The following is a 21,929-nucleotide window of genomic DNA, read 5'->3' as shown; positions in this document are numbered from 1 at the left end:
CGGCACGTCCCGGATCAGTCCGTGAATCCCTGCGGGCCGCCAGGCTGACCCAGGCCCAGGGCCGCCAGCACGGCGCTCTGGGCGCGGGGCATCTGGGCGGGGCTGTAGGCCGCCGGCACCGCCTCGGGCAGGAGGGGGCGAAGCCGCTCCCACAGATAGGGGCTGCCGTACACCGCCAGCCCCGCCAGGCGGCCGCAGCGGAGCAGCTGGGTGATGGCGGCGGGCCAGTCCTCCTCCGCCTCTGCGCTGCCCCGGAAGGGATTGCCCCGCACGAAGAGCTGCAGCAGCACCGGCCCGGCGGGCAGGTGCTCCAGCTGGAGGGGGGCTTCCGGATCGCTCCGCCACAGGCGGGGGCCCAGGCCATCCAGCAGGCAGGGGGCGAGCCCCGCCGCGCCCGGCACCGTGACGGCCGGAGCGGCGGGCCCCAGGAACGGGGCCTGAAGACAGCTGTCCAGACGCACCAGATTCACGCCCCTGGCGGTGCTCCAGGCACGCCGGTCTGGATCGGCGCCCAAGCCAGGGCGGGTTTCCAGCGTGGCGTCCACGAGCTCCTGCTCCAGCCGAACGTCCGCCCCAGGGGCGGCCAGGGGGTCGGGGATGGGCTGCTCGATCCTGGTGAGGGCATGGCGCCGGCGTTGCGCGCTGGCCTCGAGCTGCTCCCGGTGCAGGCGGCCGTTCTGGACGGCCGCCTCGATCGCCTCGATCGCCTGCCGGGCGTCGGCGGGCATCAGCACCAGGTCGGCGCCGGCCTCCAGGGCCAGCACCGCCGCCTCGCCGGGGCCGTGGTGACGGCTGATCGCTTCCATCACCAGGGCGTCGGTCACCACCAGTCCACCGAAGCCCAGGTCGTGGCGGAGCAGGCCGGTGAGCACCGCGGCGGAGAGGGTGGCGGGGCGGCGGGGGTCGAGCGCCGGCAGCAGCAGGTGGGCGGTCATCACCGCCGCCACCCCCGCCGCAATGACGGCCTGGAACGGGGGCAGTTCGATCGCCTCCAGGCGCGCGCGGCTGTGGGGCAGCACCGGCAGCTCCAGATGGGAGTCGCCGCTGGTATCGCCATGGCCGGGGAAGTGCTTGGCGCAGCCCAGCACCCCGGCACGGTCGAGTCCTCGGCAGAAGGCCGCCGTGAGGGCGGCCACCGTGGTCGGGTCCTCCCCCCAGGCCCGCACGTTGATCACCGGGTTGGCGGCGTTGTTGTTCACATCGCACACCGGTGCCAGGACCCAGTTCAGGCCGAGGCGCCGGGCATCCCGGCCGGTGCAGGCTCCGTAGCGCTCGGCCAGGGCCAGCGCCCGGGCTGGATCGCGGCCATGCAGGCGCCCCACCCCCAGGGGGGGCACGAGCCAGCTGGCGCCCTCGAAGCGCTGCCCCACGCCCTCCTCCACGTCGGCGCACAGCAGCAGGGGCTGGCCTGCCCAGCGGCGCAGCTGTCCGCAGCGCAGGGCCACCTCGGCCGCTGCCCCTCCCAGCAGGATCACTCCCCCGACGCCGAGCTCCAGCAGCTGCCGCAGCTCGCTGTTCGGCAGTTCCCACTGGGGATAGCGCCTCTGGTGGTCTGCCAGGTGGCCACTCGCCCGCACCACCAGCAGTTCGGCCACCAGCCGGCGCAGCCCCGGATCGCCCGACCTAGTCAAGGCTGGCGAGGTCCTCAGGGCCAGGGTCAGCCCCATCTTGCCCGCCGGCCTTGGCCTGCCGCTCCGCCTCCAGCCTGTTGATCAGCCCCAGCACGGAGGCGCCCTCCTCCAGGCCGCGATCCAGCCGGAACACCACCTCCGGCGTTCGCCGCATCTTCAGGCGGCGGCTCAGCTCGCCCTTCACGAAGGGGGCGGCGGACTGGAGTCCGGCCATGGCCTGCTCTCGGTCGGCGTCGCTCCCGTAGACACTCACGTAAATCCTGCAGTGCTGCAGGTCGCCCGCCACCTCCACCCGGGTGACGCTCACCATGCCCTGGGCCACGCGATCGTCCTTGATCCCCGCCACCAGCAGGTCGCTCACCTCGCGCCGGATCAGGGAGGCCATCCGTTCCACCCGTCGCCCCTGTGCCATGGCTACGCCACCGGAGTGGGAATCACCATCGCACGCAGCACCAGGACCAGGCTCAGCATGCCGCTGATGGCCGCCCCGATCAGGGCCACCGCCGTCACCGGGTTGCGGCCGCGGGCGGCGAGGGGGGCCAGCACCGAGTTGGCCACACCGAGACCGAAGGCGATCAGGTAGCGCGGGTAGCGCGTCACGTTGAGCAGGAAGTCCTTCATTGCCTCCGGAAACGCCTCGTGCGATGCCTGCTCGCTACTCTGCCGCCTGGGCACCCGGCTTGACGCATGCAGCTGCACCAGTTCCGGCACTCGGCCTTCTGCGAGAAGGCGCGCCTGGTGCTGGCCGCCAAGGGCCTCGACTACACCATTGTGGAGGTGACCCCCGGGCTGGGTCAGCTGGAGCTGTTCCGCCTCTCCGGGCAGCGCCAGGTGCCGGTGCTCGTGGATGGGTCTGAGGTGATCGCCGATTCCACGGCCATCGCCCTCCATCTGGAGCACAAGCACCCCCTCCCTGCCCTGCTGCCGGCCGATCCGGTGGAGCGGGCCCGGGTGTTGCTCCTCGAGGACTGGGCGGACACGTCCCTGGCCTCAGGCGCGCGCCTGGCCCTGGTGCAGGCCCTCGCCTCCGACCCGGTGCTGCGGGCCGGCCTGCTGCCGGAGGCCACCCCCGGGCCCCTGCGCCAGCTGCTCTCCATCCTGCCGGGCGGCGTCATGGCCGGGGTCGGTGACACGCTCACGGGCCTAGTCGGCGTCCAGGAGCGGCAACAGCTGCAGAGCAACCTCGAACATCTGGCCGTGCTCGTGGCCGGTCGGGGGTATCTGGTGGGAGAGGCGCTCAGCCTGGCTGATCTGGCCGTGGTGGCCCATCTGTCCGTGCTCAGCTTCCCGTCCAGCGCCGGTGCCCCCCTGGCGGGCCATGGCGTCAGCGGTGTGGCCGACCATCCCCTGCTGCAGCCCCTGTTCCAGTGGCGCGACGGCATCCTCGACCAGCTCGGCCGCCTCTGAGGGGTCGGGCCGGAGGGGATCGAGCTGCAGGTGGTGCCGTTCGGTGCTTGCCGCGGCGGCGGTCAGCCCCTCGCCCGGTGCGGGATAGGTGGCCTGCCATTGCTCCACCGCGATGGCGCCGTCCGAGCGGCGCTCGAAGCTGCTGAGCACCTCCACCCGGCTGATGCGGGGCGCGCCCGGCCCATGCAGCACCTGCAGGGCCAGTTCGTCCGCCAGAAACCGGTCGGGGGAGGGCTGGGCGCTGCCCCGCGCCACCACCGTGGATTCCAGCTGCAGCACCCGGCCCTGGGGCCCCCACAGCCGGGCCACCTGCCGGTTGGGGTTGGCCGGGTCGTTCTCCACGGCCAGCAGGGCCTTGCCGAGCATGGCGGCACCGATGGCGCGGGCGTTGAAGGCACGGTCGCCGGCGACTGCGCCCCCGGCCACCGGCAGGAAACGCAGCTCGAACACCCTGCCGGCCTCGTCGCAGGCCCTCCAGCGGCCCTGGAACCAGGCGGGGTAGAGCAGGTCACGGCGGCCGGGCCGGGGCAGCGGTGCCGGCAGGCTCCAGTCGGGCCAGGTCGCCATCCGGGCCTCCAGCGCACCATCCGGGCTCGCCTGCGCCGCGCCGGCTGCCGCAGGTGTCAGCAGCAGCCACAGCGCCAGGATGGTGCCCACCAGCCGCTTGCCCATGTCCGATCCCCTGATCCGGGAGCTCGATCATTACGTGGTGCTGGAACCCGGCGGCACCGAGGAGATCCTCACGGCGGCCGACACCGTGCTCTGGCTCGAGCGCCAGCTGGCCCGGCTGCCCCGCGTCCCCGCCGACCTCGCCGCCCTGTCCGGCGGGCGGGAGCGGGCCGAGCGTCTGCTGGAGACGGCCTGTGAACTCGAGCTGGAGCCTGGTCTGGTCATCCAGTGGTTCGCGGTGCGGCTGGATCCTCCGGGTGGAGGTTGAGCGAGGTGGTGAGGTGGCCCCCGGCATCGCACAGCAGCACGGGCTGCTCAGGGGCGGCCGGGCGCTGCCGCAGGATCGCGGGGAGGGCGGCGATCACCTCGGCGGCCACGGCCTCGGGGGGGGCTCCGTTCTGGAGGATGCGCAGGTCGGCCTGGCTGTAGAGGGGGCGCCTGACCTGCAGCAGCTCCTCCAGGCGGGCCGCCGGATCCGGGTCGGCCAGCAGCGGGCGCGGGGTGGGGTCGTGGCGCAGCCGGTGCAGCAGCAGCTCGGGCGGCGCATCCAGCCACACCACCACCCCCTGGTGCAGGTGGCCCCAGTTGCGGGGACGGGTGACCACGCCCCCGCCGGTGGCCACCACCAGCGAGTGCCAGCCGCTGATCTGCCCCAGCACGGCCGTCTCCAGCTCGCGGAAGCGGGCCTCGCCGTCCTGGGCGAAGATCTCGGCGATGCCGCAGCCGGCCGCCTGCTCCAGCACGGTGTCGGCATCCACGAAGTGGTAGCCCAGGGCGGCGGCCAGGGGAGCGCCCACGGCGCTCTTGCCGGTGCCCATCATCCCCACGAGGTAGAGGTTGAGCCCCTGCAGCCGCCTGGCCAGGTCCTGGTTCGGTGCTGGAGCAGCCATCGCTGACCGTCGGCTCAGGAGATTGCGTTTCTAGGATGGTCCCACGTACGACGAGCCCCATGACGGCAAGCGCCCGCCCCAGGCTGGCCCGGGAGGCGGCGAGCGCTTCCGGCAGCCCGCGTCCTTCCGCCGCCGCGGCCCACGGCAAGGGGCGTCCCTGCCTGATCACCCGCCGCGCCACCTTCAGCGCCAGCCACCGTTACTGGCTGCCGGAGCTCTCCCCCGAGGAGAACGTCGCCCGCTTCGGCCCCTGCAGCCATGCCCCCGGCCACGGCCACAACTACGAGCTGATCGTGGCCATGGCCGGGCCGCTCGACGGCCACGGCATGGTGCTCAATCTCTCGGAGGTGAAGCACGCCATCCGCTCGGCGGTCACCGCCCAGCTCGACTTCCGCTACCTCAACGAGGTGTGGCCCGAGTTCGATCTCTCCCGTCCGGAGGGATGCCTGCCCACCACCGAGGCCCTTGGCCGGGCCATCTGGGGGCGTCTGGCACCGCTGCTGCCCCTGGCCGGCATCCGCCTCTACGAGCAGGCCGACCTCTGGGTGGATCTGATCGCCCCGCCAGCCCCTGCCCCTGCCCCTGCCCCTGAGGCCTCCGCCCCGCTCCCTGCCGCCCCGCTCCCCATGGAAGCCTTCCTGTCGATCCGCACCCACTTCGCCGCGGCCCACCGCCTGGCCCGTCCCGAGCTCAGCCAGGCCGAGAACGACGCCATCTACGGCAAGTGTGCCCGTCCCCACGGCCACGGCCACAACTACCTGCTGGACGTCACCGTGCGCGGTGCCATCGACCCCCGCACCGGCATGGTGTGTGATCTGGCCGAACTCCAGCGCCTGGTGGAGGATCTGGTGGTGGAACCCTTCGACCACACCTTCCTCAACAAGGATGTGGAGCACTTCGCCCACTGCGTGCCCACCGCCGAGAACATCGCCCTCCACATCGCCGATCTGCTGGCCGCACCGATCGCCGCCACCGGAGCCCGTCTGCACAAGGTGCGTCTCCAGGAGAGCCCCAACAACGCCGCCGAGGTGTTTGCCGAAACGCCCCAGCTGGAGATGGTGCCGGCGGCTCTGGAAGCCCTGGTGGCCGGCTGAGCGCCGCGCCTGCCCCCTGCCGCCACCGCCTTGCCCACCACGCTGCGCCTCGTCCTGGCGGTGAGCCTGGATGGGCGGCTCGCCCCTCCCGGGGGCGGGCCTGCCCAGCTCGGCGGGGCCGCTGACCGCCGGGCCCTGGAGGAGGCCCTGGCCTGGGCCGACGCCTGCCTGCTCGGCGCCGAGACCCTGCGGCTGCACGGCAGCACCTGTCTGATCCACCACGCTGATCTGCTGGAGGATCGGCGCCGTGCCGGACGTCCGCCCCAGCCGGTGGCCGTGGTGGCCAGCCGCTCCGGCCGCTTCCCCGCCACGCTGCCCTTCTGGTCGCAGCCGCTGCAGCGCTGGTTGCTGGGGCCTGCATCGGCCGCCGGGCTCAGCGGGTTTCACCGGCACCTGCCCCTGGCCCCCTGGCCGGAGCTGCTGGCCGCGCTGGCGGCGCAGGGGCTGGACCGGTTGGTGCTGCTGGGGGGAGCGGCCCTGGCGGCTTCCCTGCTGGAGGCCGGCCTGGTGGATGAGCTGCAGCTCACCCTCTGCCCCCTGCTGCTGGGGGGGGAGCATCTGTGGCTGCCCGCGGCGACCCGGCTGCCGCAGCCCCAGCCCCTGGCCGGAGCCCTGCGGCAGGCGCCCTGGCATCTCCAGAGCTGCCGGCCGCTCGAGGGCGGCGAGTGCCTGCTGCACTTCCGCCGCGAGCCGGTGTTCTCGGCGGGCCTGCCGCCTCCGGGCCCAGCCGCTGGTTAGCTTGCCCGCCCCGGAGGCACCCCGCCTTGGTTGAGCTGCGCGCCCGCTGGCACCGTTCCCTGGCGGAGATCCCCGAAGAGGCCTGGGACAGCCTGCTGGCCTGTGATCTCCCCTTCTACCGCTGGCGCTGGCTGCGGCAGCTCGAGCAGAGCGGCAGCGTGGCGCCGCGGGAAGGCTGGCAGGGCTGCCATCTGGCCCTCTGGCGCGGCGCCATCCCCGTGGCCGTGGCGCCCCTGTACCTCAAGGGGCACAGCTACGGCGAGTTCGTGTTCGACCAGAGCTTCGCCCAGCTCGCCGGCCAGCTGGGGCTGCGCTACTACCCCAAGCTGGTGGGCATGAGTCCGGTCAGCCCCGTGGAGGGCTACCGCTTCCTGATCGCCCCGGGGGAGCCGGCGGCCGATCTCACGGCCCTGCTGCTGGAGCTGATCGACGCCTTCTGCCGGGAGCACGGCATCCTCAGCTGCAACTTCCTCTACGTGGACCCCACCTGGCGGCCGCTGGCCGAGGCTGCCGGCTGCGCCGCCTGGGTGAACCAGCAGAGCCAGTGGAGCAATCCCGGCCACCGCGATTTCAATGGGTATCTCGCCAGTTTCAACGCCAATCAGCGCCGCAACATCAAGCGGGAGCGCAAGGCGGTGCAGGCGGCCGGGCTGCAGGTGACCCCGCTGGAGGGGGAGGGGATCCCCGCCGCGATGGTGGAGCGGATGCACGGGTTCTATGCCCAGCACTGCGCCCGCTGGGGTCCCTGGGGGAGCAAGTACCTCACCGAAGACTTCTTCTCCGCCCTGGCGCAGGATCCCGCCCTGCGGCGCCACCTGGTGCTGTTCAGCGCCCACCGCGGCGATCCCTGCCAGCCGGTGGCCATGTCGCTCTGCGCCCGCGGTGGAGATCATCTGTGGGGCCGCTACTGGGGCAGCGACGTCGCCATCGACTGCCTGCACTTCGAGGTGTGCTACTACGCACCGATCGAATGGGCCATCGCCGCCGGAGTCCGCCACTTCGACCCCGGCGCCGGGGGCAGCCACAAGCGCCGGCGCGGTTTTGTGGCCCAGCCCCGCATCAGCCTGCACCGCTGGAGTGATGCCCGCTTCGATGCCATCCTGCGCGAGTGGTTGCCGCGGGCGAATGCCGAGACGGCGCGCGAGATCGAGGCCATCAACGCCGAGCTGCCGTTCACGGCTGACTACGATCCCCCCCATGTCCCAGGCTCCATCGTCCCCGCCCAGGCCCACCGCGCCGCCGCCGACCCGTGAGCAGCTGGACGCGGAGCTGTCGCGCCGCTGCATCGACCTCGATCCAGCGGGCTATTTCCTGATCAAGCTCGATCGCGAGGCCGGTGAGCTCGTGGCCGAGCACTACGGCAACGGCATCGACGAGCGCGGCCTGGCCACCGATCCCGAAACCGGAGAGGTGCTCAGCTGCCGGGGAGGAGAGCCGCGCCAGCCCCTGGCGGTGTACCGGGGCTGCACCGCCAAGCAGCTCGGCATCGCCCTCACCGAAGGGCCTCTGCCCCTGCCGGTGAGCCGCTTCGACCACGCCCTGTACCTGGGGCGTGAACTGCAGAAGGCGGAGTGGTGCCTGGTGAACGGTCTGGACTACATCCAGGACTGACCTGCCCCGCCGCGAGCGCGGGGTCCGCCGCCGACCTCAGGCAGAGATCAGTTCGGGCACGGGTGACGGGCTGGTGGCGCCGGCGGGTTCGGGGGGCAGCTGGGCCAGCTGGGCGGCGATCTCCTCGCGCACGATCGCCCGGTACTCGAGGAAGTGCTCGTTGTGGGCCAGGATGGAGATGAACCCCTTGAAGCGTTTGGGGTTGTTCCTGGCCATCCCGTACAGGGCCCTCCAGAAGCGCCAGCGGGTGCTGCGGCGGAATCCCTGGCGCCACACGATGATGGCCAGGGCGCGGAGATCCACCCAGTTCACCCCTTCATTGATGCCTCCCTTCTCGGGCTTCTGCTCAACCAGAAACTCCTTGTACTTCTGAGGAGGCAGTTTCAGGAAGTAGTTGTAGACCCGGTCGATGTAGGCATGCGGTTCATACAGCCTGGAGAAGGCCTCCACGTACTCATTGGCGATGTCCCGGATCGGGCGGGTGGGCACGAAGTTGAGCAGGTTGGTCTGGTTCACACCCTTGGCCGCGGCTGAATCCTGGATCAGCCGTCCTTCCCGCTCGAGGCGATGCCACAGGGCCGTGTTCGGCAGCGCCTGGAGCATGCCCATCATGGCGTGGGGGATGCCGGTGCGGGTCACGAACTCCACGATGCGGTCGCCGGCGCCCTGCTTCTCGCCGTCGAAGCCGATGATGAATCCGGCCATCACCCGCAGCCCGTAGGAGGTGATGCGGTTCACCGAGTCCTCCAGGGAGCTGCGGGTGTTCTGGCGCTTGCCGGCCACCTCCAGGCTCGCTTCGTCTGGCGTTTCGATGCCGAGGAACACGCTCTCGAAGCGGCATTCCACCATCATCTGCATCAGTTCGTCATCGGCCGCCAGATCCACCGAGGCCTCGGTGGCGAAACTGAAGGGATAGCCGTGCTCGATCTGCCACTGCTTGAGGGCGGGCAGCAGTCGCTTCACGTTGCGCTTGTTGCCGATGAAGTTGTCATCCACCAGGAACACCGAGCGGCGCCAGCCCAGGTCGTAGAGGCGTTGCAATTCGGCGATCAGCTGGTCGGGCTCCTTGGTGCGGGGTTTGCGCCCATACAGCACGATGATGTCGCAGAACTCGCACTGGAACGGGCAGCCCCGCGAGAACTGCACCGACATCTCGGAATAGGCGTCCATCTCCAGCAGGTCGAAGCGGGGGATGGGCGTGCCGGTCACGTCCGGCTTCTCGCCGCCGGAGTTGAAGCGGCCCTGCCGTTCGCCGCGCTCCAGGGCCTCGATGAACAGGGGCAGGGTGATCTCCCCCTCGTCGAGCACCTTGAAGTCGGCGAGATCCAGTTCGGGAGCGTCGGGCGTGGAACTGGCGAAGGGCCCACCCACGGCCACCGGCAGGCCCCGTTGCTTGGCCCTGGCGATCTGCGCGGCCATGTCGGCCTTCTGCACGATCATCCCCGACATCACCACCAGCTCGGCCCAGTCCCACTCGGCCTCGGTCACCTCCCGCACGTTGCGGTCCACCAGCTTCATCGGCCAGCTCTGGGGCAGCAGTGCCGCCACGGTGACCATGCCCAGGGGCGGCAGGAGCACCTTGCGGTTCACCAGTTCGAGGATCTTCTCGTAGCTCCAGAACGTCCTGGGGAATTCCGGATAGATCAGCAGGGTGCGCATACGGGGATCGGGACGAACGCAGGAAAGGCCCATGGCCGGACCAGGACGTGCCTGCCAGCAACCTCATCCGGTGGGGTCGGCACCGTGACGACACGAGACCGCGGAGAGGGCCGGAGCCTGGGGCGGTGTCCTGGAGGGAGCTGGAGAGCGGGTTGGCGGAGAGCTGTCGGACCCTCTGATCCCGAAGTGGCCAAAGCCTAGGCAGATGGTCTCCGGGATGCCTGATGAGGCATGGCCTCTGCTGTAATGGGGCCACCTTCAGCAGCAGAGGCCCTCCATGGGTGCAGCGATCTACCTGGGTCTGGTCGGCGGCGGTCTGGTCGCCGCCTTCGTGGCCTCCGTGGTGCTGCGCGGCGTCAAGCTGATCTGAGCGAGCGGGCCGCCTGCGCCTCGTGCACCATGGCGCCGGCGCCCACCACCTCGCCGATCAGGTCGTAGGTGTCGGCGGCGGTGAGCCGCACCGGCACCATCGTGCCGGGGGCGGCGCACAGGCCCCCGGGCCCGGGATTCACCCGCACCTCCCCATCCACCTCCGGGGCGAATCGGCTGCAGCGGCCGAGCATCTCACCGGTGGCCGGGTTCTCCTGCTCGATCAGCACATCCACGATCCTGCCCACCCAGGCCTGATTGCGGGCGGCGGCGATCGGTTGCTGCAGGGCCATCAGCCGGTCCTTGCGGGAGGCGGCCACCTCGGGGGCCACCGCATCGGGCAGGTCCGCCGCCGGCGTGCCGTCCTCGGGGGAGAAGGTGAACACCCCCACATGGTCGAAGCGCTGTTCGGCCACGAAGTCCAGCAGGTGCTGGAAGTGCTCCTCGGTCTCACCGGGAAAGCCCACGATGAAGGTGGTGCGCAGCACCGCATCGGGCAGCTGCTCGCGGATGCGCTGCAGCAGTCCGCCGGTCACGTTCGCCTGCCAGGGCCGGTTCATGGCCCGCAGCACGTCCGGGTGGCTGTGCTGCAGCGGCAGATCCAGGTAGGGCACCACGTTCGGCACCTCCCGGTAGGCGGCCAGCACCTCGGAGGTGAGGCCGGTGGGATAGGCGTAGTGCACCCGGATCCAGGGGATCTCCACCTCAGCCAGGGCCCGCAGCAGCTCCGCCAGTTGGGGCTTGCCGTAGAGGTCGAGGCCGTAGTTGGTGGTGATCTGGCTGATCAGCACCAGTTCCTTCACCCCCTGGGCGGCCAGTTGCCGCGCCTCCGCCACGATCGACTCGATCGGCCGTGAGCGCTGATCGCCGCGCAGCCTGGGAATGATGCAGAAGGCGCAGCGGTAATCGCAGCCCTCGGCCACCTTCAGATAGGCCACGGCCTCGGAGGTGGTGCGGTAGCGGGGCAGGTGCTCGTCGCCCACGAAGGTGGGGGTGGCGCTCACCTGGTTCACCCGCTCGCCGGCCTCCACCTTCTCCAGCACGCTCACGATGTGCTGGTAGTCGCCGGTGCCCACGATCGCCTTCGCCTCCGGCAGCGATTCGAGCAGCTCCTCCTGGAAATGCTGGGCCAGGCAGCCCGCGATGATCAGTTCCTTGCCCTGTTCCGCCAGTTCCACCAGGGTCCGCACCGATTCCTCGCGGGCGTCCTGGATGAAGCTGCAGGTGTTCACCACCACCACGCTGGCCTCGCCTTCATCCGCGCTCACGCCGTAGCCGGCTTCCGCCAGCAGGCCGAGCATGTGCTCGGTGTCCACCCGGTTCTTCTCGCAGCCGAGGTGGGCAAAGGCGATCGTCTTGCGCGGGGATCCGCTCTGGCGCGGGGAACTCATGGGCGATGGCTGGCCGATCCACCACCCTATGGGGCGGCTGCCGGGCGCGGCTGCGAGAATCCCCCCAAAGCCCACCACTCCATTGTCCGTGACCTCCAGCCGTCTCAGTGAACGCCTCAGCAGCTCGCGCCGTCGCGGTGATCCCGGGCAGCGCTGGGTGCGGGTGGTGCTGTCGGTGCTGGCCACCATCGGTGTCATCGACACCGGCACGATCACGCTCAAACGCTGGGGAATGCTGGGCCCCCTGGTCTGTCCCGGAGGGGCGGAAGGCTGCGACAAGGTGCTGAACAGCGCCTGGGGCAGCCTGTTCGGCCAGCCGCTGTCGCTGTTCGGCTGCCTGGCCTATCTGGCGATGCTGCTGATGGCCGTGCTTCCTCTGGTGCTGAAGGGCGACCTGCGCGACAGGCTCGGTTCCCTGAGCTGGTGGGGGATGCTGCTCACCAGCACCGGCATGGCGGTCTTCAGCGTGCTGCTGATGGGCGTGATGGTGTTCAAGATCCAGGCCTTCTGCTTCTTCTGCGTGCTCTCGGCCGTGCTGAGCGTGGCCCTGCTCGTGTTCACCCTGATCGGCGGCGACTGGCAGGACCGGGGCCAGCTGCTCTTCCGTCTCATCCTGGTGGCCCTGGTGGTGGGTCTGGTGGGCCTCGGCTGGGCCACGGCGGTGGATCGGCCGGCCCTCGTCACCGGGCCCGGCACCCCACCGGCTGTGGTGAGTGAGAGCACGCCCCAGACCCTGGCCCTGGCGGAGCACCTCACCCGCACGGGTGCCGTGATGTATTCCGCCTACTGGTGCCCCCACTGCCATGAGCAGAAGGAGCTGTTCGGCAAGGAAGCCACCGACAAGCTGAAGGTGATCGAGTGTGCGCCCGACGGCCGCAACAGCCAGAAGGCGCTCTGCGACAGCAAGGCCATCCAGGGCTTCCCCACCTGGGAGATCAACGGGAAGCTGGATTCCGGCGTCAAGCCCCTCGAGCGCCTGGCCGAGCTGAGCGGATTCAAGCCTGAGGGCCCTTAACTCCCGGCCCGTGCGCCGGCCGGGAGCACCGCCGCGGTGCTGATGCCGGCCCCGTGGGTCTGGCAGCTGTGCACCTGCCAGAACGGCTGGTGTGCCGGCGCATCGGTGCGGAAATGCCCTCCCCGGCTTTCGACGCGGAACAGGGCCGCCTCGATCAGCAGCTCGGCCAGCACCAGCCGCTGGTGCAGCTCCTGAAGAAGCCGCAGGGCGGGCAGCGCGGCGGGCCTGACGCTGAGCCGGCCCGCTTTCGGGAGGTGGCTCACCTCCTGCCAGCAGGGATCGGCTTCGAGCTCCCGGCGCTCCCGGCGCAGCTGCGGCAGCGCGGCCGCCAGCGCATGGCCCCGGCGCTCTACGCCCGCCACCTGCCAGCAGAGCTCGCGCAGGTTTCGGATCCGGGCCTTCAGCTCCAGGGTGGTGGGGCCCGGAGGGATGGGCTCCTGGGCCGCCGTGGCCGGCTGCGGCGAGCCCGACCCGGGGCCGTCGCAACCCGGTGGCGCGCCAGACTCCAGCTGGATGTGGCGCAGCTGCCTGGCGAACACCAGGCACTCCATCAGGGAGTTGCTGGCCAGCCGGTTGGCGCCATGCACGCCTGTGCAGGCCAGCTCCCCCACCGCGTAGAGGCCCGGCACCGTGGTGCCGGCCTTCAGGTCGGTGCGGACCCCGCCCATCCAGTAGTGGGCGGCGGGAGCCACCGGCAGAGGGGCGGCCGTGGGCTCGAGGCCGAGTTCGCGGCAACGGCCCAGGATGGTGGGGAACTGGCGCTGGAGGTGCTCGGCCCCGATCGGGCGCAGATCCAGCCACAGGTGGTCCACCCCCTGCTCCTGCATCCTGCGGGCCAGGGCCCGGCTCACCTGGTCCCGGGGGGCCAGATCGCCGCCGGCCAGCTCCGCCACCGGGCTGGTGCCGTGCGCATCGATCAGCCGGGCCCCCTCCCCGCGCACCGCCTCCGAAATCAGGAAGTGGGGGGCTCCGGGGAGCATCAGGGCAGTGGGATGGAACTGAACGAATTCCAGGTCGCGCACCTGGGCGCCGGCCTGCCAGGCCATCGCCAGACCGTCGCCGCTCGACTGCACCGGGTTGGTGGTGTGGGCGAACAGGTGCCCGCCTCCTCCAGTGGCCAGCACCACCGCCCGGGCCGCCAGCCAGTGGATGCATCCCTGCTCCAGCACCTGCAGGCCGCGGCAGCGTCCCGCTTCCACCCACAGCTGCAGGGCCACCACGCCCTGGCGCTGCTCCAGGCCGGGGCGGCAGCGCACCTCCCGCTCGAGCGCATCCACCAGGGCTCCCCCGGTGCGGTCCTGGGCGTGCAGCACCCGCCGGTGGCTGTGGGCCGCCTCCAGGGTGGTGCTGAGGCTCTGGCCGCTTCTGTCGAAGGCCATGCCGAGCTCCAGCAGGCGCTCCACGCACCGGGGCGCCTCATGCACCAGAAGGTCCACCGCCGGGCGATCGCAGAGGCCATCTCCCGCCGCCAGGGTGTCATCGCGATGGCTGGCGAAGCTGTCGTCGGGATGGGTCACCGCGGCGATGCCGCCCTGGGCCCAGCGGCTGGCGGACCGGGGGGTTCGCTCCTTGTTCAGCAGCAGCACCTTCAGCTGGGCCGGCAGCTCCAGGCAGGCCATGAGCCCGGCGGCACCGCCGCCGACCACCACCACATCCCAGTCAGAGTGCGCCATCGCTGCAGCGGGCTTCCGGATCCTGCCGGCATGAAAAAAGCCGCCGGAAGGCCCCGACGGCTTTCAACGGTGCTGGAAGCTTAGGGAGGGGGCTCAGCGGTACTGGCCGTCATTGATGCGGTCGAAGCCCTCGTTGAGGGCGATGGCCGGAGGGGTGACGGTGAAGTTGTCCTTGTACTTGTTGAACAGTTCCTTCTGGCGATCCGTCAGGTCCAGGTTGAGAACGTCGTCCACGTTCTCGTAGGGACCACCGAGCACGATCTTGCCGGCCAGGGTGGGGTACATCCCCGGGTAGCTCTGGAAACGGCGCACGGAGCTGTTGTTGAGATCCACCTTGTCGCCCCGCTCGGCGATCTTGTCGTCGGCCAGGTTGCGCAGCTGCTCCGCCGACGCCGCCGGGGGCAGCAGGAGGGTGGCCAGGAGGCCGGCCAGCACAAGACCGTTCATCAGCCAGGCAACCAGCCGTTTCATCACGAGCACACTCCGGAGAAGGACAGGAAACAGCGGTGGCCGGGCCACCGACCGCCAACGCTACAGAAGCGGATCTGCTCCAGCCCTCTCGGCCCAGCAGGCTTTTGCAGATCTTCAGATCAGGCCGCTCAGGCGCGGCGCGAGCAGGGCAGCCAGCAGGAAGATCCCATCCACCGCCAGGGTGGTGGAGAGCGCCGCACTGGCCACGCGGCCCACCTCGCCCCGTTGCCAGAGCCAGCGGCTCAGCAGCAGCAGCAGCGCCGCGGCGCCGGCCACCACCAGAAGGCTGGAGGGTTCAAGCACCCGCAGACCGGCCCCCTGCAGGATCCGGCCGGCCTGGCCCGGGGCCGCGGCCAGGGCCTGGGGCCAGAAGGGCATCAGCCCGGTGGCGGCGATGGCGGCGTCGGTGGCGGCGGTGCCGAGCAGGGATCCCAGGTAGAAGCCGCAGCCCAGCCGCCAGCGTCCCCCGAGACCGGCCAGGGCCAGCGGCAGGGCAAAGGCCTCGATCGGCAGGTGCCAGAGGGGATGCAGACGGGCCCAGCCCCAGAACAGCGAGCCGGCCAGCCAGCTGCCGGCGAACCCCACCAGCAGGCTCCCGAGCCGCTGGCGTTGGGGCTCCGGGCTGTCGGCGAGCACCACCCCCACCGCCACCAGAACGGCCGTGAACACGGTGGCGCTGGCCGGAGACAGGCGCACCCAGGGGGCCTGCAGGAACACCGGAAGGGTGACCAGCAGGGCGCTGCTCACCACCAGGACCCTCGGCTGGGCCCCCAGGGGAGGAGCCACGGGCCGGATCGGTGCCGCCGCAGGGCGCGCAGCCTGAACCAGGGGGGGCGGAGGTGCAAGCAGTGCGCTGGGTCGGGCCCCGATCACCTGGGTTGTGAAGAAAGTTGTCCAACCTTAAGGGGTGGATGGTGGCCGCCTGGCCATAGGGTCTCCCCATGACGTGGTCTCGCTGATGCAGTCCGCTGGTGTGATCGGCGATCCCGGCCTCTGGGAAGCCTGCTGGCGGGCCCTGATCCTGGGGGTGGTGCAGGGTCTCACCGAATTCCTGCCGATCAGCAGCACGGCGCACCTCAAGGTGGTGCCGGTGCTGCTGGGCTGGGGGGATCCCGGCGTGGCCGTCACCGCGGTGATCCAGCTGGGCAGCATCGCCGCGGTGGTGGCCTACTTCCGCCGCGACCTGGCCAGCGTGTTCCGGGGGGTGGCGCGGGCCTGCCGCCATGGCCGCTGGAGCGATCCCGCCGCCCGGCTGGGGGTGGCGATCGCCCTCGGCACGGTGCCGATCGTGGTGGCGGGTCTGGCGATCAAGCTCTGGGTGCCGGACTACGACAACTCGCCGCTGCGCAGCCTCACGGCCATCGCCATCGTGTCCATGGTGATGGCGCTGCTGCTGGCCCTGGCCGAGGTGCTGGGCCATCGGCGGCGGGAATTGCCCGCCGTCCGCCCCTGGGACGGCGTGGTGGTGGGGCTGGCCCAGATGCTGGCCCTGGTGCCCGGGGTGTCGCGATCGGGCAGCACGCTCACCGCCGCCCTCTTCGACGGCTGGGAGCGGGCCGATGCCGCCCGCTTCTCCTTCCTGCTCGGCATCCCGGCCATCACCCTGGCGGGCGTGGCCCAGCTCAAGGATGCCCTGGCGGCACCCTCGGGCGGCGGCGTGATCCCGATGCTGGTGGGCATCGCTTCGGCGGCCGTGGTCTCCTGGGCCGCGATCGCCTGGCTGCTCCGCTACCTGCAGCGCCACAGCACCTGGGTGTTCGTGGCCTACCGGCTGATCTTCGGTATGGCCATCCTCGGTTGGCTGCGCGCCACAGTGGTTCCGTGACAGCGGCACCCTGATCCCCGGCAGCCATGTGGAAGGAACCATCCGCCGGCATCGCCCTCGCCGCTCCTGATGGCCAGCCCCTGCGCCTGCCCCAGCCGGCGGTGGTGGCCAGCGTGGAGCCGGGATCCATCGGGGCCGAGCTGGGCTTCGAGCCGGGTGACCGGCTGCTGAGCATCAATGGCCGCCGCCCCCGCGACCTGATCGACCTCCAGTTTCTGGTGGGGGAAGAGGACCTGGTGCTGGAGGTGGAGGATTCCGGCGGTGCGCTCCACACCGTGGAGCTGGAGAAAGACCTGGATGAGGGCCTGGGGCTGGCCTTCACCGAGGCGCTGTTCGATGGTCTGCGCCAGTGCAACAACGCCTGCCCCTTCTGCTTCATCGACCAGCAGCCGCCGGGCCGGCGCCGCAGTCTCTACCTCAAGGACGACGACTACCGCCTGAGCTTTCTCTACGGCTCCTACCTCACCCTCACCAACCTCACCGCCGCCGACTGGCAACGGATCGAGGAGCAGCGCCTCTCGCCGCTCTTCGTGTCGGTGCATGCCACCGATCCGGAGCTGCGCAGCCGGCTGCTAGTGAATCCACGGGCCGGCCAGCTCCTGGAGCAGCTGCGCTGGTTCGATGCCCGCGATCTGCAGATCCACGCCCAGGTGGTGGTGTGTCCGGGCCTCAACGACGGGGCCGCCCTGGAGCGCACCCTCACCGACCTGGCCGGCTTCGGCGGCGGCCCGTGGCCGGCTGTGCTCTCCGCTGCGGTGGTGCCGGTGGGGCTCACCCGCTTCCGGCCCGATGGCGATGCCCTCCGGCCGGTGGACCGGGCCTGTGCCCGCCGCGTCGTGGCCCAGGTGGAGGCCCTGCAGGAGCGCTTCAGGGCTGATCTGGGCAGCCGCTTCGCCTGGCTGTCCGATGAGTGGTATCTGGTGGCAGGGCTGCCTCTGCCTCCGCGGGGCCAGTACGAAGACCTCCCCCAGCAGGAGAACGGCGTGGGCAGCATCCGGGCCTTCCTCGAAGAGCTGGACCGGGCCACCACCTCCCTGCCGGAGCGGCTGGACCCACCCCGCCGCCGCAGCTGGGTGGTGGGCAGGCTGGTGGCGGAAGCGCTGGAGCCGGTGGTGGAGCGCCTCAATGCCGTGGAGGGCCTCGAGCTGGTGCTCCACGGCCTGCCCAGTCCCTACTGGGGCCAGGAGCATGTGGTGACGGGGCTGCTCACCGGTTCCGACCTGCTGCACGGTCTGCGCGGCCAGGATCTCGGTGAGGCCCTGCTGCTGCCGGCGGTGATGCTGCGGCAGGGGGAGCCGGTGTTCCTGGATGACATGACCCTGGAGCAGCTGCAGTCGGCTCTGCCCGTGCCCGTTGCTCTGTTGGGGAGTGCGGCCGACCTGGTGACCCTCTGCGTCGGCACTCCGGATCGGGATCCTTAAACTCCGCCCATATCCGTAGGGATTTCAGCGTGGCTCATCTCGCATTCCGACTCACGCTGCTCGGAATTCTGGGGCTCCCTCTGGGCGCGGACCCGGCCTGGGCCGAAGCGATTGCAGGCCACCCGTCCGCGGGTTCAGCCGCTGCCGTGAAGCACACCGGATCCAAAGCCCCCACCCGTCTGGCCCAGGCCGAACCGCCTTCCCCAGCCGGCGGGGCTGATCCTGAGGCCACCGCGGCGGAGCCGCCCAAACAGGCCCTCCCCTTCGCGCCGGACGTGAAGGGAACCCGTCCGCGGGTCAAGCCCGAGCTGGTCGCTCCGGCCGCCAATGAACTGCAACCCGCGGTCGAGGATCTCCCCGCGCCCGACTCCCTCGCCCTGCCGACCAAGCCGGAGCAGGTGGTGATCGAGGAGCTGCGTCCGCTGAGCCTGCAGCAGGTGGAGAACCTGGCCGAGGTCAACAACCCCAACCTCAAGGCCATCGCCAGCCAGGTGGATCAGGCCCAGAGCAACCTGCGTGCCCAGATCGCTCTCTGGTATCCCAACCTCAACCTCGACGCCAACGCGCTGCCCACCTACACGACCGGGCAGCAGCGCAGCAACCTGGCGGGAGGCGGAACCCAGGTGAGCAACCAGGATCGCTGGGCGGCAGGCGTGGCGATCACGGCCCAGTGGGCGCTGATCAACCCCCAGCGCAACCCCACCATCGCCGCCGCCCGGGACCAGTTCGAGCGGGCGAAGTATCAGTACGTGATCGCCCTGAGGGATCTGCGCCTGCAGGCTGCCCAGGCCTACTTCTCCCTGCAGGAGACCGATGATCAGGTGCGCATCGGCCAGCAGTCGGTGCGGGCCTCCCTGGTGAGCCTGCGGGATTCGCGGGCCCGCTTCCAGGCTGGCGTGGCCACCCGGCTGGAGGTATTGGAGGCCGAGACCCAGCTGGCCCGTGATCAGCAGCTGCTCACCACGGCCCTGGCGCAGCAGTCGATCGCCCGCCGGTCCCTCGCCTCCCTGCTGGACCTGCCCCAGAACGTGACCCCCACAGCTGCGGACCCCTCCCGGGTGCTGGGGGTGTGGCAGCCCTCCCTCCAGGAGAGCATCGTGGCCGCCTATGCGTTCAGGGAGGAATTGGATCAGGTGCTGCTCGATGTCTCGATCGCCAACAGCCAGGCCAACATCGCCCTCGGCGAAACCCAGCCCTTCCTCAACGTCTTCGCCGGCTTCCAGAGCGATTGGTTCAACGCCAATGCAGGCTCTGGAGGTGGGGGGATCAGCTCCGGCAGCTCCTACGACACCTCGGTGGGTCTGAGTCTGCGGTGGAGTCTCTTTGACGGAGGCGCCTCCTCGGCCCAGGCTCGCCAGAGCCGCCAGCGGGCCCAGGAGAACACCTTCCGCTTCGCTGAGCGCCGGGATTCCATCCGCCGGGAAGTGGAGGAGAGCTTCTACAACCTCGACAAGAACAACCGCAACATCACCACCACGGCCCGGGAAGTGATCTCGGCCCGGGAGTCTCTGCGCCTCGCCCGCCTGCGCTTCCAGGCCGGCGTCACCACCCAGCGGGAAGTGGTGGACAACCAGCGCGACCTCACCCAGGCGGAGGTGCGCTACGCCCAGGCCATCACCGAATACAACGTGAACCTGGCGGAGCTGCGCCGCAGGACCGGGCTCGACCAGATCACCACCTGCCCCGCCCAGGCGTTGTCGCCGATCAAGCCGGAACCCGCAGCGGACATTCCGGTTGAGCCCACGCCGCTGCTGCCGGCCTGCCAGGCCTCCAATCCGGGACCCGTCTGAGGGTGGCCAGCGACCGCCCCCAGCTTGCCCAGACCGGCTCACTGGGCCTGGCCGGCACCCTGCGGCTCGGCTTGTTCCAGGGTTGCCTGGGCTGCCTGGCCGTGATCTTCGCCGGCATGCTCAACCGCGTGATGATCAGCGAGCTGGGGTTTCCTGCCCTGTGGGTGGGAGGCGCCCTGGCCTTTGAGCAGTTCGTGGCCCCAGCCAGGGTGCTGGTGGGGCAGGTGTCGGATGGCTATCCCCTGGCCGGCCGCCACCGGCTGCCCTACATCTGGCTGGGCAGTCTGGCCTTCTGCGGCCTGGCGGTGCTCTCCATCCCCCTGATCTTCCAGGTGGCCGCCTTGCTGCAGGCCGATGATTCCTCCCGGCTGGCCGGTGGGGTTCTCGCCCTGTGCGGGCTGTTCGCCGCCTATGGCCTGGCGATTTCGCTGGCCTCCACGCCCTACCTGGCCCTGGTGATCGATCGCACCACCGAGCAGGAGCGGCCCAGGGCGGTGGGGATCATCTGGTGCCTGCTCACCGTGGGGATCGTGGTGGGGGCCATCAGCATCGCCATCGGCCTGCGCAGTCTGGATGGGGTGCGGGATCCGGCCCTGCTCGAGCCTGCGCTGCTCGGCTTCATGCTGCGGGTGGCGGCTGTGGTGCTGCTGCTCACGCTGGTGGCCACCCTGGGCATGGAGCCGCCGGCCCGCCGCAGCAGCGGCCGCAGCCAGGCCAGCTCCCGCGACGACGCCATCACCCTGCGGCAGTCCTGGGCCCTGGTCACCTCGAGCCGCCAGGTGCTGGTGTTTTTCCTCTTTCTGGTGCTGTTCACGCTGGCGCTGTTTCTGCAGGACCCGATCCTCGAGAGCTACGGCGCCGACGTGTTCGGCATGCCGATCGCCGCCACGGCGTCCCTGAATGCCCTGTGGGGCATCGGCACCCTGGCGGGACTGCTGCTGGCGGGCCTCTGGATCGTGCCCCGGCTCGGCAAGCTCGCCACGGCGCGGCTGGGCTGTCAGCTCATCCTGGCCAGCCTGCTGCTGCTGCTGGTGAGCGGGATGGTGGCCCAGATCCCCCTGCTGCGAATTGTGATGGTGCTCTTCGGCCTGGCCGCCGGCATCGGCACCAACAGCGCGCTGGTGCTGATGCTCGATCTCACCCTGCCGGAAGCCGCCGGCACCTTCGTCGGGGTCTGGGGGCTGGCCCAGGCGATGTCCCGGGCCCTGGGCAAGGTGATCGGGGGCGGACTCCTGGATCTGGGCCGTTGGTTGCAGCAGCTCTTCCCCCTCCCCCCCGGGCCTTTTCCCCCCTACGCGCTGGTGCTCGGGGTTGAAGCGCTCGTGGCCCTTGTGGCGCTTGCGGTGCTGAGCCGCGTCAATCTGCGCCAGTTCAGGGAGGATACGGGGAGAAGTCTCAGCAAGGTCCTTGCCCTCGAGATTGGATGACCACAACCCCCACGCGCTCTGCCCTGGATCCAGGCCTGGTGGCGTTGCTCGATCGGGTGGCGGAACGGCAGCGGGCTGATTTCGGCCATGCCGTCTCCGATGTCAAGGCGGATGGGAGCCTCATCACCGCCTGTGACCGCTGGAGTGACAGCACCCTGGTGCAGGGGCTGGCGGAGCTCTACCCCGGCGAAGGGGTTCTCAGTGAGGAAGGCGACAAGCGCGTTCCCCTCACCGAGGCCTTCTGGGTGGTGGATCCCCTGGATGGCACCACGAACTTCGCGGCGGGGATTCCCTACTGGGCCATCTCGCTGGCCCGCTTCGAGGGGGGACGCCCTGTGCTGGCCGTGCTGGACGTGCCTCCCCTGCGGCAGCGCATCGTGGCGGTGCGGGGGCAGGGGGCCTGGCGCAATGGCAAACCGCTGCATCCCCCCTCCCTGCAGAGCCACCCGGCGGGCTGCGCCTCCCTCTGCAGCCGCTCGATCGGAGTGCTGCAGCGACTGCCCCGCCAGCGCTTTCCCGGCAAGATCCGGCTCCTGGGCGTGGCCAGCCTCAATCTGGTGAGCGTGGCCATGGGGCAGACGGTGGCGGCCCTCGAGGCCACGCCCAAGATCTGGGATCTGGCGGCCGCCTGGCTGGTGCTCACGGAACTGCACTGCTCGGTGCGCTGGCTGCTGCGCAGTCCGGAGCAGCTGGAGCCGGGCAGCGACCAGGCCACGGCCGACTATCCGGTTCTGGCGGCGGATCGTGCCGAGACGCTGGCGCGCTTCATGCCCTGGGGTGAGGCACTGCTGCAGCTGGGCGGGCAGGAGATGGTTGACCCCGGCTGAGGGGAGGGTGCTACAGTTTTG

General features: G+C 70.7%; 22 protein-coding genes and 1 pseudogene. 13 read left to right on the top strand and 10 right to left on the bottom strand.

From position 1 onward, the window contains the following. Positions 1-14: 14 nt before the first annotated feature. The 3 genes from CBM981_RS14235 to CBM981_RS14225 are packed head-to-tail and all read right to left on the bottom strand — an operon-like array spanning position 15 to position 2,252. Positions 15-1,667 (bottom strand): glycoside hydrolase family 3 N-terminal domain-containing protein, encoded by a 1,653-nt coding sequence (locus CBM981_RS14235; protein WP_087068929.1) that lies wholly within the window; start codon positions 1,665-1,667, stop codon positions 15-17. Continuing rightward, on the bottom strand, positions 1,624-2,043 hold the full coding sequence (gene rbfA, locus CBM981_RS14230) for a 30S ribosome-binding factor RbfA (RefSeq protein ID WP_087068928.1): 420 nt from the start codon (positions 2,041-2,043) through the stop codon (positions 1,624-1,626). The genes CBM981_RS14235 and rbfA overlap by 44 nt, the downstream gene beginning before the upstream one ends. A gap of 2 nt (positions 2,044-2,045) precedes the next feature. Beyond that, positions 2,046-2,252: a DUF751 family protein gene (locus CBM981_RS14225; protein WP_087068927.1), complete on the bottom strand. Its 207-nt coding sequence runs from the start codon at positions 2,250-2,252 to the stop codon at positions 2,046-2,048. Positions 2,253-2,318: 66 nt separating this feature from the next. Between CBM981_RS14225 and CBM981_RS14220 the strand changes: the two genes are divergently transcribed. Further along, on the top strand, positions 2,319-3,038 hold the full coding sequence (locus CBM981_RS14220) for a glutathione S-transferase family protein (protein WP_087068926.1): 720 nt from the start codon (positions 2,319-2,321) through the stop codon (positions 3,036-3,038). 75 nt (positions 3,039-3,113) lie between these two features. On the opposite strand, the pseudogene CBM981_RS16280 reads toward CBM981_RS14220, so the two are convergent. After that, positions 3,114-3,605, bottom strand: a pseudogene (locus tag CBM981_RS16280) (DUF6816 family protein); the annotation flags it as partial. A 103-nt stretch (positions 3,606-3,708) separates the two neighbouring features. On the opposite strand from CBM981_RS16280, the gene CBM981_RS14210 reads away from it, so the two are divergent. After that, a complete protein-coding gene (locus CBM981_RS14210; RefSeq protein ID WP_087068925.1) occupies positions 3,709-3,975 on the top strand; it encodes a chlororespiratory reduction protein 7 in 267 nt (88 codons plus the stop codon). Here CBM981_RS14210 and CBM981_RS14205 read toward each other — a convergent pair. Continuing rightward, positions 3,929-4,597 carry a shikimate kinase gene (locus CBM981_RS14205; protein ID WP_087068924.1) on the bottom strand — a complete coding sequence of 223 codons (669 nt, stop codon included), beginning with the start codon at positions 4,595-4,597 and terminating at the stop codon, positions 3,929-3,931. The genes CBM981_RS14210 and CBM981_RS14205 overlap by 47 nt on opposite strands. A gap of 59 nt (positions 4,598-4,656) precedes the next feature. Here CBM981_RS14205 and CBM981_RS14200 point away from each other — a divergent pair, with 59 nt between their 5' ends. The 4 genes from CBM981_RS14200 to CBM981_RS14185 are packed head-to-tail and all read left to right on the top strand — an operon-like array spanning position 4,657 to position 8,040. Further along, on the top strand, positions 4,657-5,691 hold the full coding sequence (locus CBM981_RS14200; RefSeq protein WP_225867420.1) for a 6-carboxytetrahydropterin synthase: 1,035 nt from the start codon (positions 4,657-4,659) through the stop codon (positions 5,689-5,691). 30 nt (positions 5,692-5,721) lie between these two features. Continuing rightward, a complete protein-coding gene (locus tag CBM981_RS14195; RefSeq protein ID WP_087068923.1) occupies positions 5,722-6,429 on the top strand; it encodes a dihydrofolate reductase family protein in 708 nt (235 codons plus the stop codon). A gap of 26 nt (positions 6,430-6,455) precedes the next feature. Then, entirely contained in the window at positions 6,456-7,682 is a 1,227-nt protein-coding gene (locus CBM981_RS14190) for a GNAT family N-acetyltransferase (protein ID WP_087068922.1), read from the top strand. After that, complete coding sequence (locus tag CBM981_RS14185; protein WP_087068921.1) at positions 7,627-8,040, top strand: DUF4346 domain-containing protein; 414 nt, start codon at positions 7,627-7,629, stop codon at positions 8,038-8,040. Before CBM981_RS14190 ends, CBM981_RS14185 begins: the two co-directional genes overlap by 56 nt. A 36-nt stretch (positions 8,041-8,076) precedes the next feature. Here the strand turns inward: CBM981_RS14185 and CBM981_RS14180 are convergent, their stop codons facing one another. Beyond that, positions 8,077-9,699, bottom strand: coding sequence for a B12-binding domain-containing radical SAM protein (locus tag CBM981_RS14180; protein WP_087068920.1), 1,623 nt, complete (start codon positions 9,697-9,699; stop codon positions 8,077-8,079). Between the two features lie 277 nt (positions 9,700-9,976). Here CBM981_RS14180 and CBM981_RS14175 point away from each other — a divergent pair, with 277 nt between their 5' ends. Next, positions 9,977-10,069, top strand: coding sequence for a cytochrome B6 (locus CBM981_RS14175; RefSeq protein WP_087068919.1), 93 nt, complete (start codon positions 9,977-9,979; stop codon positions 10,067-10,069). On the opposite strand, the gene rimO is transcribed toward CBM981_RS14175, so the two are convergent. After that, a complete protein-coding gene (gene rimO, locus CBM981_RS14170) occupies positions 10,056-11,459 on the bottom strand; it encodes a 30S ribosomal protein S12 methylthiotransferase RimO (protein WP_087068918.1) in 1,404 nt (467 codons plus the stop codon). The genes CBM981_RS14175 and rimO overlap by 14 nt on opposite strands. An 88-nt stretch (positions 11,460-11,547) precedes the next feature. On the opposite strand from rimO, the gene CBM981_RS14165 reads away from it, so the two are divergent. After that, positions 11,548-12,474 (top strand): vitamin K epoxide reductase family protein, encoded by a 927-nt coding sequence (locus CBM981_RS14165; RefSeq protein WP_087068917.1) that lies wholly within the window; start codon positions 11,548-11,550, stop codon positions 12,472-12,474. On the opposite strand, the gene nadB is transcribed toward CBM981_RS14165, so the two are convergent. The 3 genes from nadB to CBM981_RS14150 form a co-directional block, all read right to left on the bottom strand. Continuing rightward, a complete protein-coding gene (nadB, locus tag CBM981_RS14160) occupies positions 12,471-14,147 on the bottom strand; it encodes an L-aspartate oxidase (RefSeq protein ID WP_087068916.1) in 1,677 nt (558 codons plus the stop codon). The two genes, CBM981_RS14165 and nadB, sit on opposite strands and share 4 nt — an antisense overlap. Positions 14,148-14,240: 93 nt before the next feature. After that, entirely contained in the window at positions 14,241-14,618 is a 378-nt protein-coding gene (psbU, locus tag CBM981_RS14155) for a photosystem II complex extrinsic protein PsbU (protein ID WP_087069465.1), read from the bottom strand. 114 nt (positions 14,619-14,732) lie between these two features. Next, positions 14,733-15,404 (bottom strand): DUF3120 domain-containing protein, encoded by a 672-nt coding sequence (locus CBM981_RS14150; protein ID WP_225867419.1) that lies wholly within the window; start codon positions 15,402-15,404, stop codon positions 14,733-14,735. A gap of 172 nt (positions 15,405-15,576) precedes the next feature. Between CBM981_RS14150 and CBM981_RS14145 the strand changes: the two genes are divergently transcribed. From CBM981_RS14145 to CBM981_RS14125, 5 genes are all read left to right on the top strand, one after another. Then, positions 15,577-16,443 (top strand): undecaprenyl-diphosphate phosphatase, encoded by an 867-nt coding sequence (locus CBM981_RS14145; protein ID WP_172820905.1) that lies wholly within the window; start codon positions 15,577-15,579, stop codon positions 16,441-16,443. 26 nt (positions 16,444-16,469) lie between these two features. Next, on the top strand, positions 16,470-17,864 hold the full coding sequence (locus tag CBM981_RS14140; protein ID WP_087068915.1) for a TIGR03279 family radical SAM protein: 1,395 nt from the start codon (positions 16,470-16,472) through the stop codon (positions 17,862-17,864). A gap of 146 nt (positions 17,865-18,010) precedes the next feature. After that, positions 18,011-19,654: a TolC family protein gene (locus CBM981_RS14135; RefSeq protein ID WP_225867418.1), complete on the top strand. Its 1,644-nt coding sequence runs from the start codon at positions 18,011-18,013 to the stop codon at positions 19,652-19,654. Continuing rightward, positions 19,651-21,081 carry a BCD family MFS transporter gene (locus CBM981_RS14130; RefSeq protein WP_369801705.1) on the top strand — a complete coding sequence of 477 codons (1,431 nt, stop codon included), beginning with the start codon at positions 19,651-19,653 and terminating at the stop codon, positions 21,079-21,081. Before CBM981_RS14135 ends, CBM981_RS14130 begins: the two co-directional genes overlap by 4 nt. Beyond that, the gene (locus CBM981_RS14125; RefSeq protein ID WP_087068912.1) at positions 21,078-21,908 is read left to right on the top strand and encodes an inositol monophosphatase family protein; all 831 of its coding nucleotides are present in this window, start codon (positions 21,078-21,080) and stop codon (positions 21,906-21,908) included. Before CBM981_RS14130 ends, CBM981_RS14125 begins: the two co-directional genes overlap by 4 nt. Positions 21,909-21,929 lie beyond the last annotated feature (21 nt).

This window comes from Cyanobium sp. NIES-981 (genome assembly GCF_900088535.1).
In the GTDB taxonomy this organism is placed as follows: Bacteria; Cyanobacteriota; Cyanobacteriia; order PCC-6307; family Cyanobiaceae; genus NIES-981.
The sequence above is the reverse complement of the archived record's forward strand: the minus strand, read 5'-3'. Positions and strand labels throughout refer to the sequence as shown.

Bases quoted from the DNA above. Each gene is read 5' to 3' on its own strand.
- CBM981_RS14235 (WP_087068929.1), bottom strand. From the start codon at position 1,667: ATGGGGCTGACCCTGGCCCTGAGGACCTCGCCAGCCTTGACTAGGTCG.
- rbfA (WP_087068928.1), bottom strand. From the start codon at position 2,043: ATGGCACAGGGGCGACGGGTGGAACGGATGGCCTCCCTGATCCGGCGC.
- CBM981_RS14225 (WP_087068927.1), bottom strand. From the start codon at position 2,252: ATGAAGGACTTCCTGCTCAACGTGACGCGCTACCCGCGCTACCTGATC.
- CBM981_RS14220 (WP_087068926.1), top strand. From the start codon at position 2,319: ATGCAGCTGCACCAGTTCCGGCACTCGGCCTTCTGCGAGAAGGCGCGC.
- CBM981_RS14210 (WP_087068925.1), top strand. From the start codon at position 3,709: ATGTCCGATCCCCTGATCCGGGAGCTCGATCATTACGTGGTGCTGGAA.
- CBM981_RS14205 (WP_087068924.1), bottom strand. From the start codon at position 4,597: ATGGCTGCTCCAGCACCGAACCAGGACCTGGCCAGGCGGCTGCAGGGG.
- CBM981_RS14200 (WP_225867420.1), top strand. From the start codon at position 4,657: ATGACGGCAAGCGCCCGCCCCAGGCTGGCCCGGGAGGCGGCGAGCGCT.
- CBM981_RS14185 (WP_087068921.1), top strand. From the start codon at position 7,627: ATGTCCCAGGCTCCATCGTCCCCGCCCAGGCCCACCGCGCCGCCGCCG.
- CBM981_RS14180 (WP_087068920.1), bottom strand. From the start codon at position 9,699: ATGCGCACCCTGCTGATCTATCCGGAATTCCCCAGGACGTTCTGGAGC.
- CBM981_RS14175 (WP_087068919.1), top strand. From the start codon at position 9,977: ATGGGTGCAGCGATCTACCTGGGTCTGGTCGGCGGCGGTCTGGTCGCC.
- rimO (WP_087068918.1), bottom strand. From the start codon at position 11,459: ATGAGTTCCCCGCGCCAGAGCGGATCCCCGCGCAAGACGATCGCCTTT.
- nadB (WP_087068916.1), bottom strand. From the start codon at position 14,147: ATGGCGCACTCTGACTGGGATGTGGTGGTGGTCGGCGGCGGTGCCGCC.
- psbU (WP_087069465.1), bottom strand. From the start codon at position 14,618: ATGAAACGGCTGGTTGCCTGGCTGATGAACGGTCTTGTGCTGGCCGGC.
- CBM981_RS14145 (WP_172820905.1), top strand. From the start codon at position 15,577: ATGCAGTCCGCTGGTGTGATCGGCGATCCCGGCCTCTGGGAAGCCTGC.
- CBM981_RS14140 (WP_087068915.1), top strand. From the start codon at position 16,470: ATGTGGAAGGAACCATCCGCCGGCATCGCCCTCGCCGCTCCTGATGGC.
- CBM981_RS14125 (WP_087068912.1), top strand. From the start codon at position 21,078: ATGACCACAACCCCCACGCGCTCTGCCCTGGATCCAGGCCTGGTGGCG.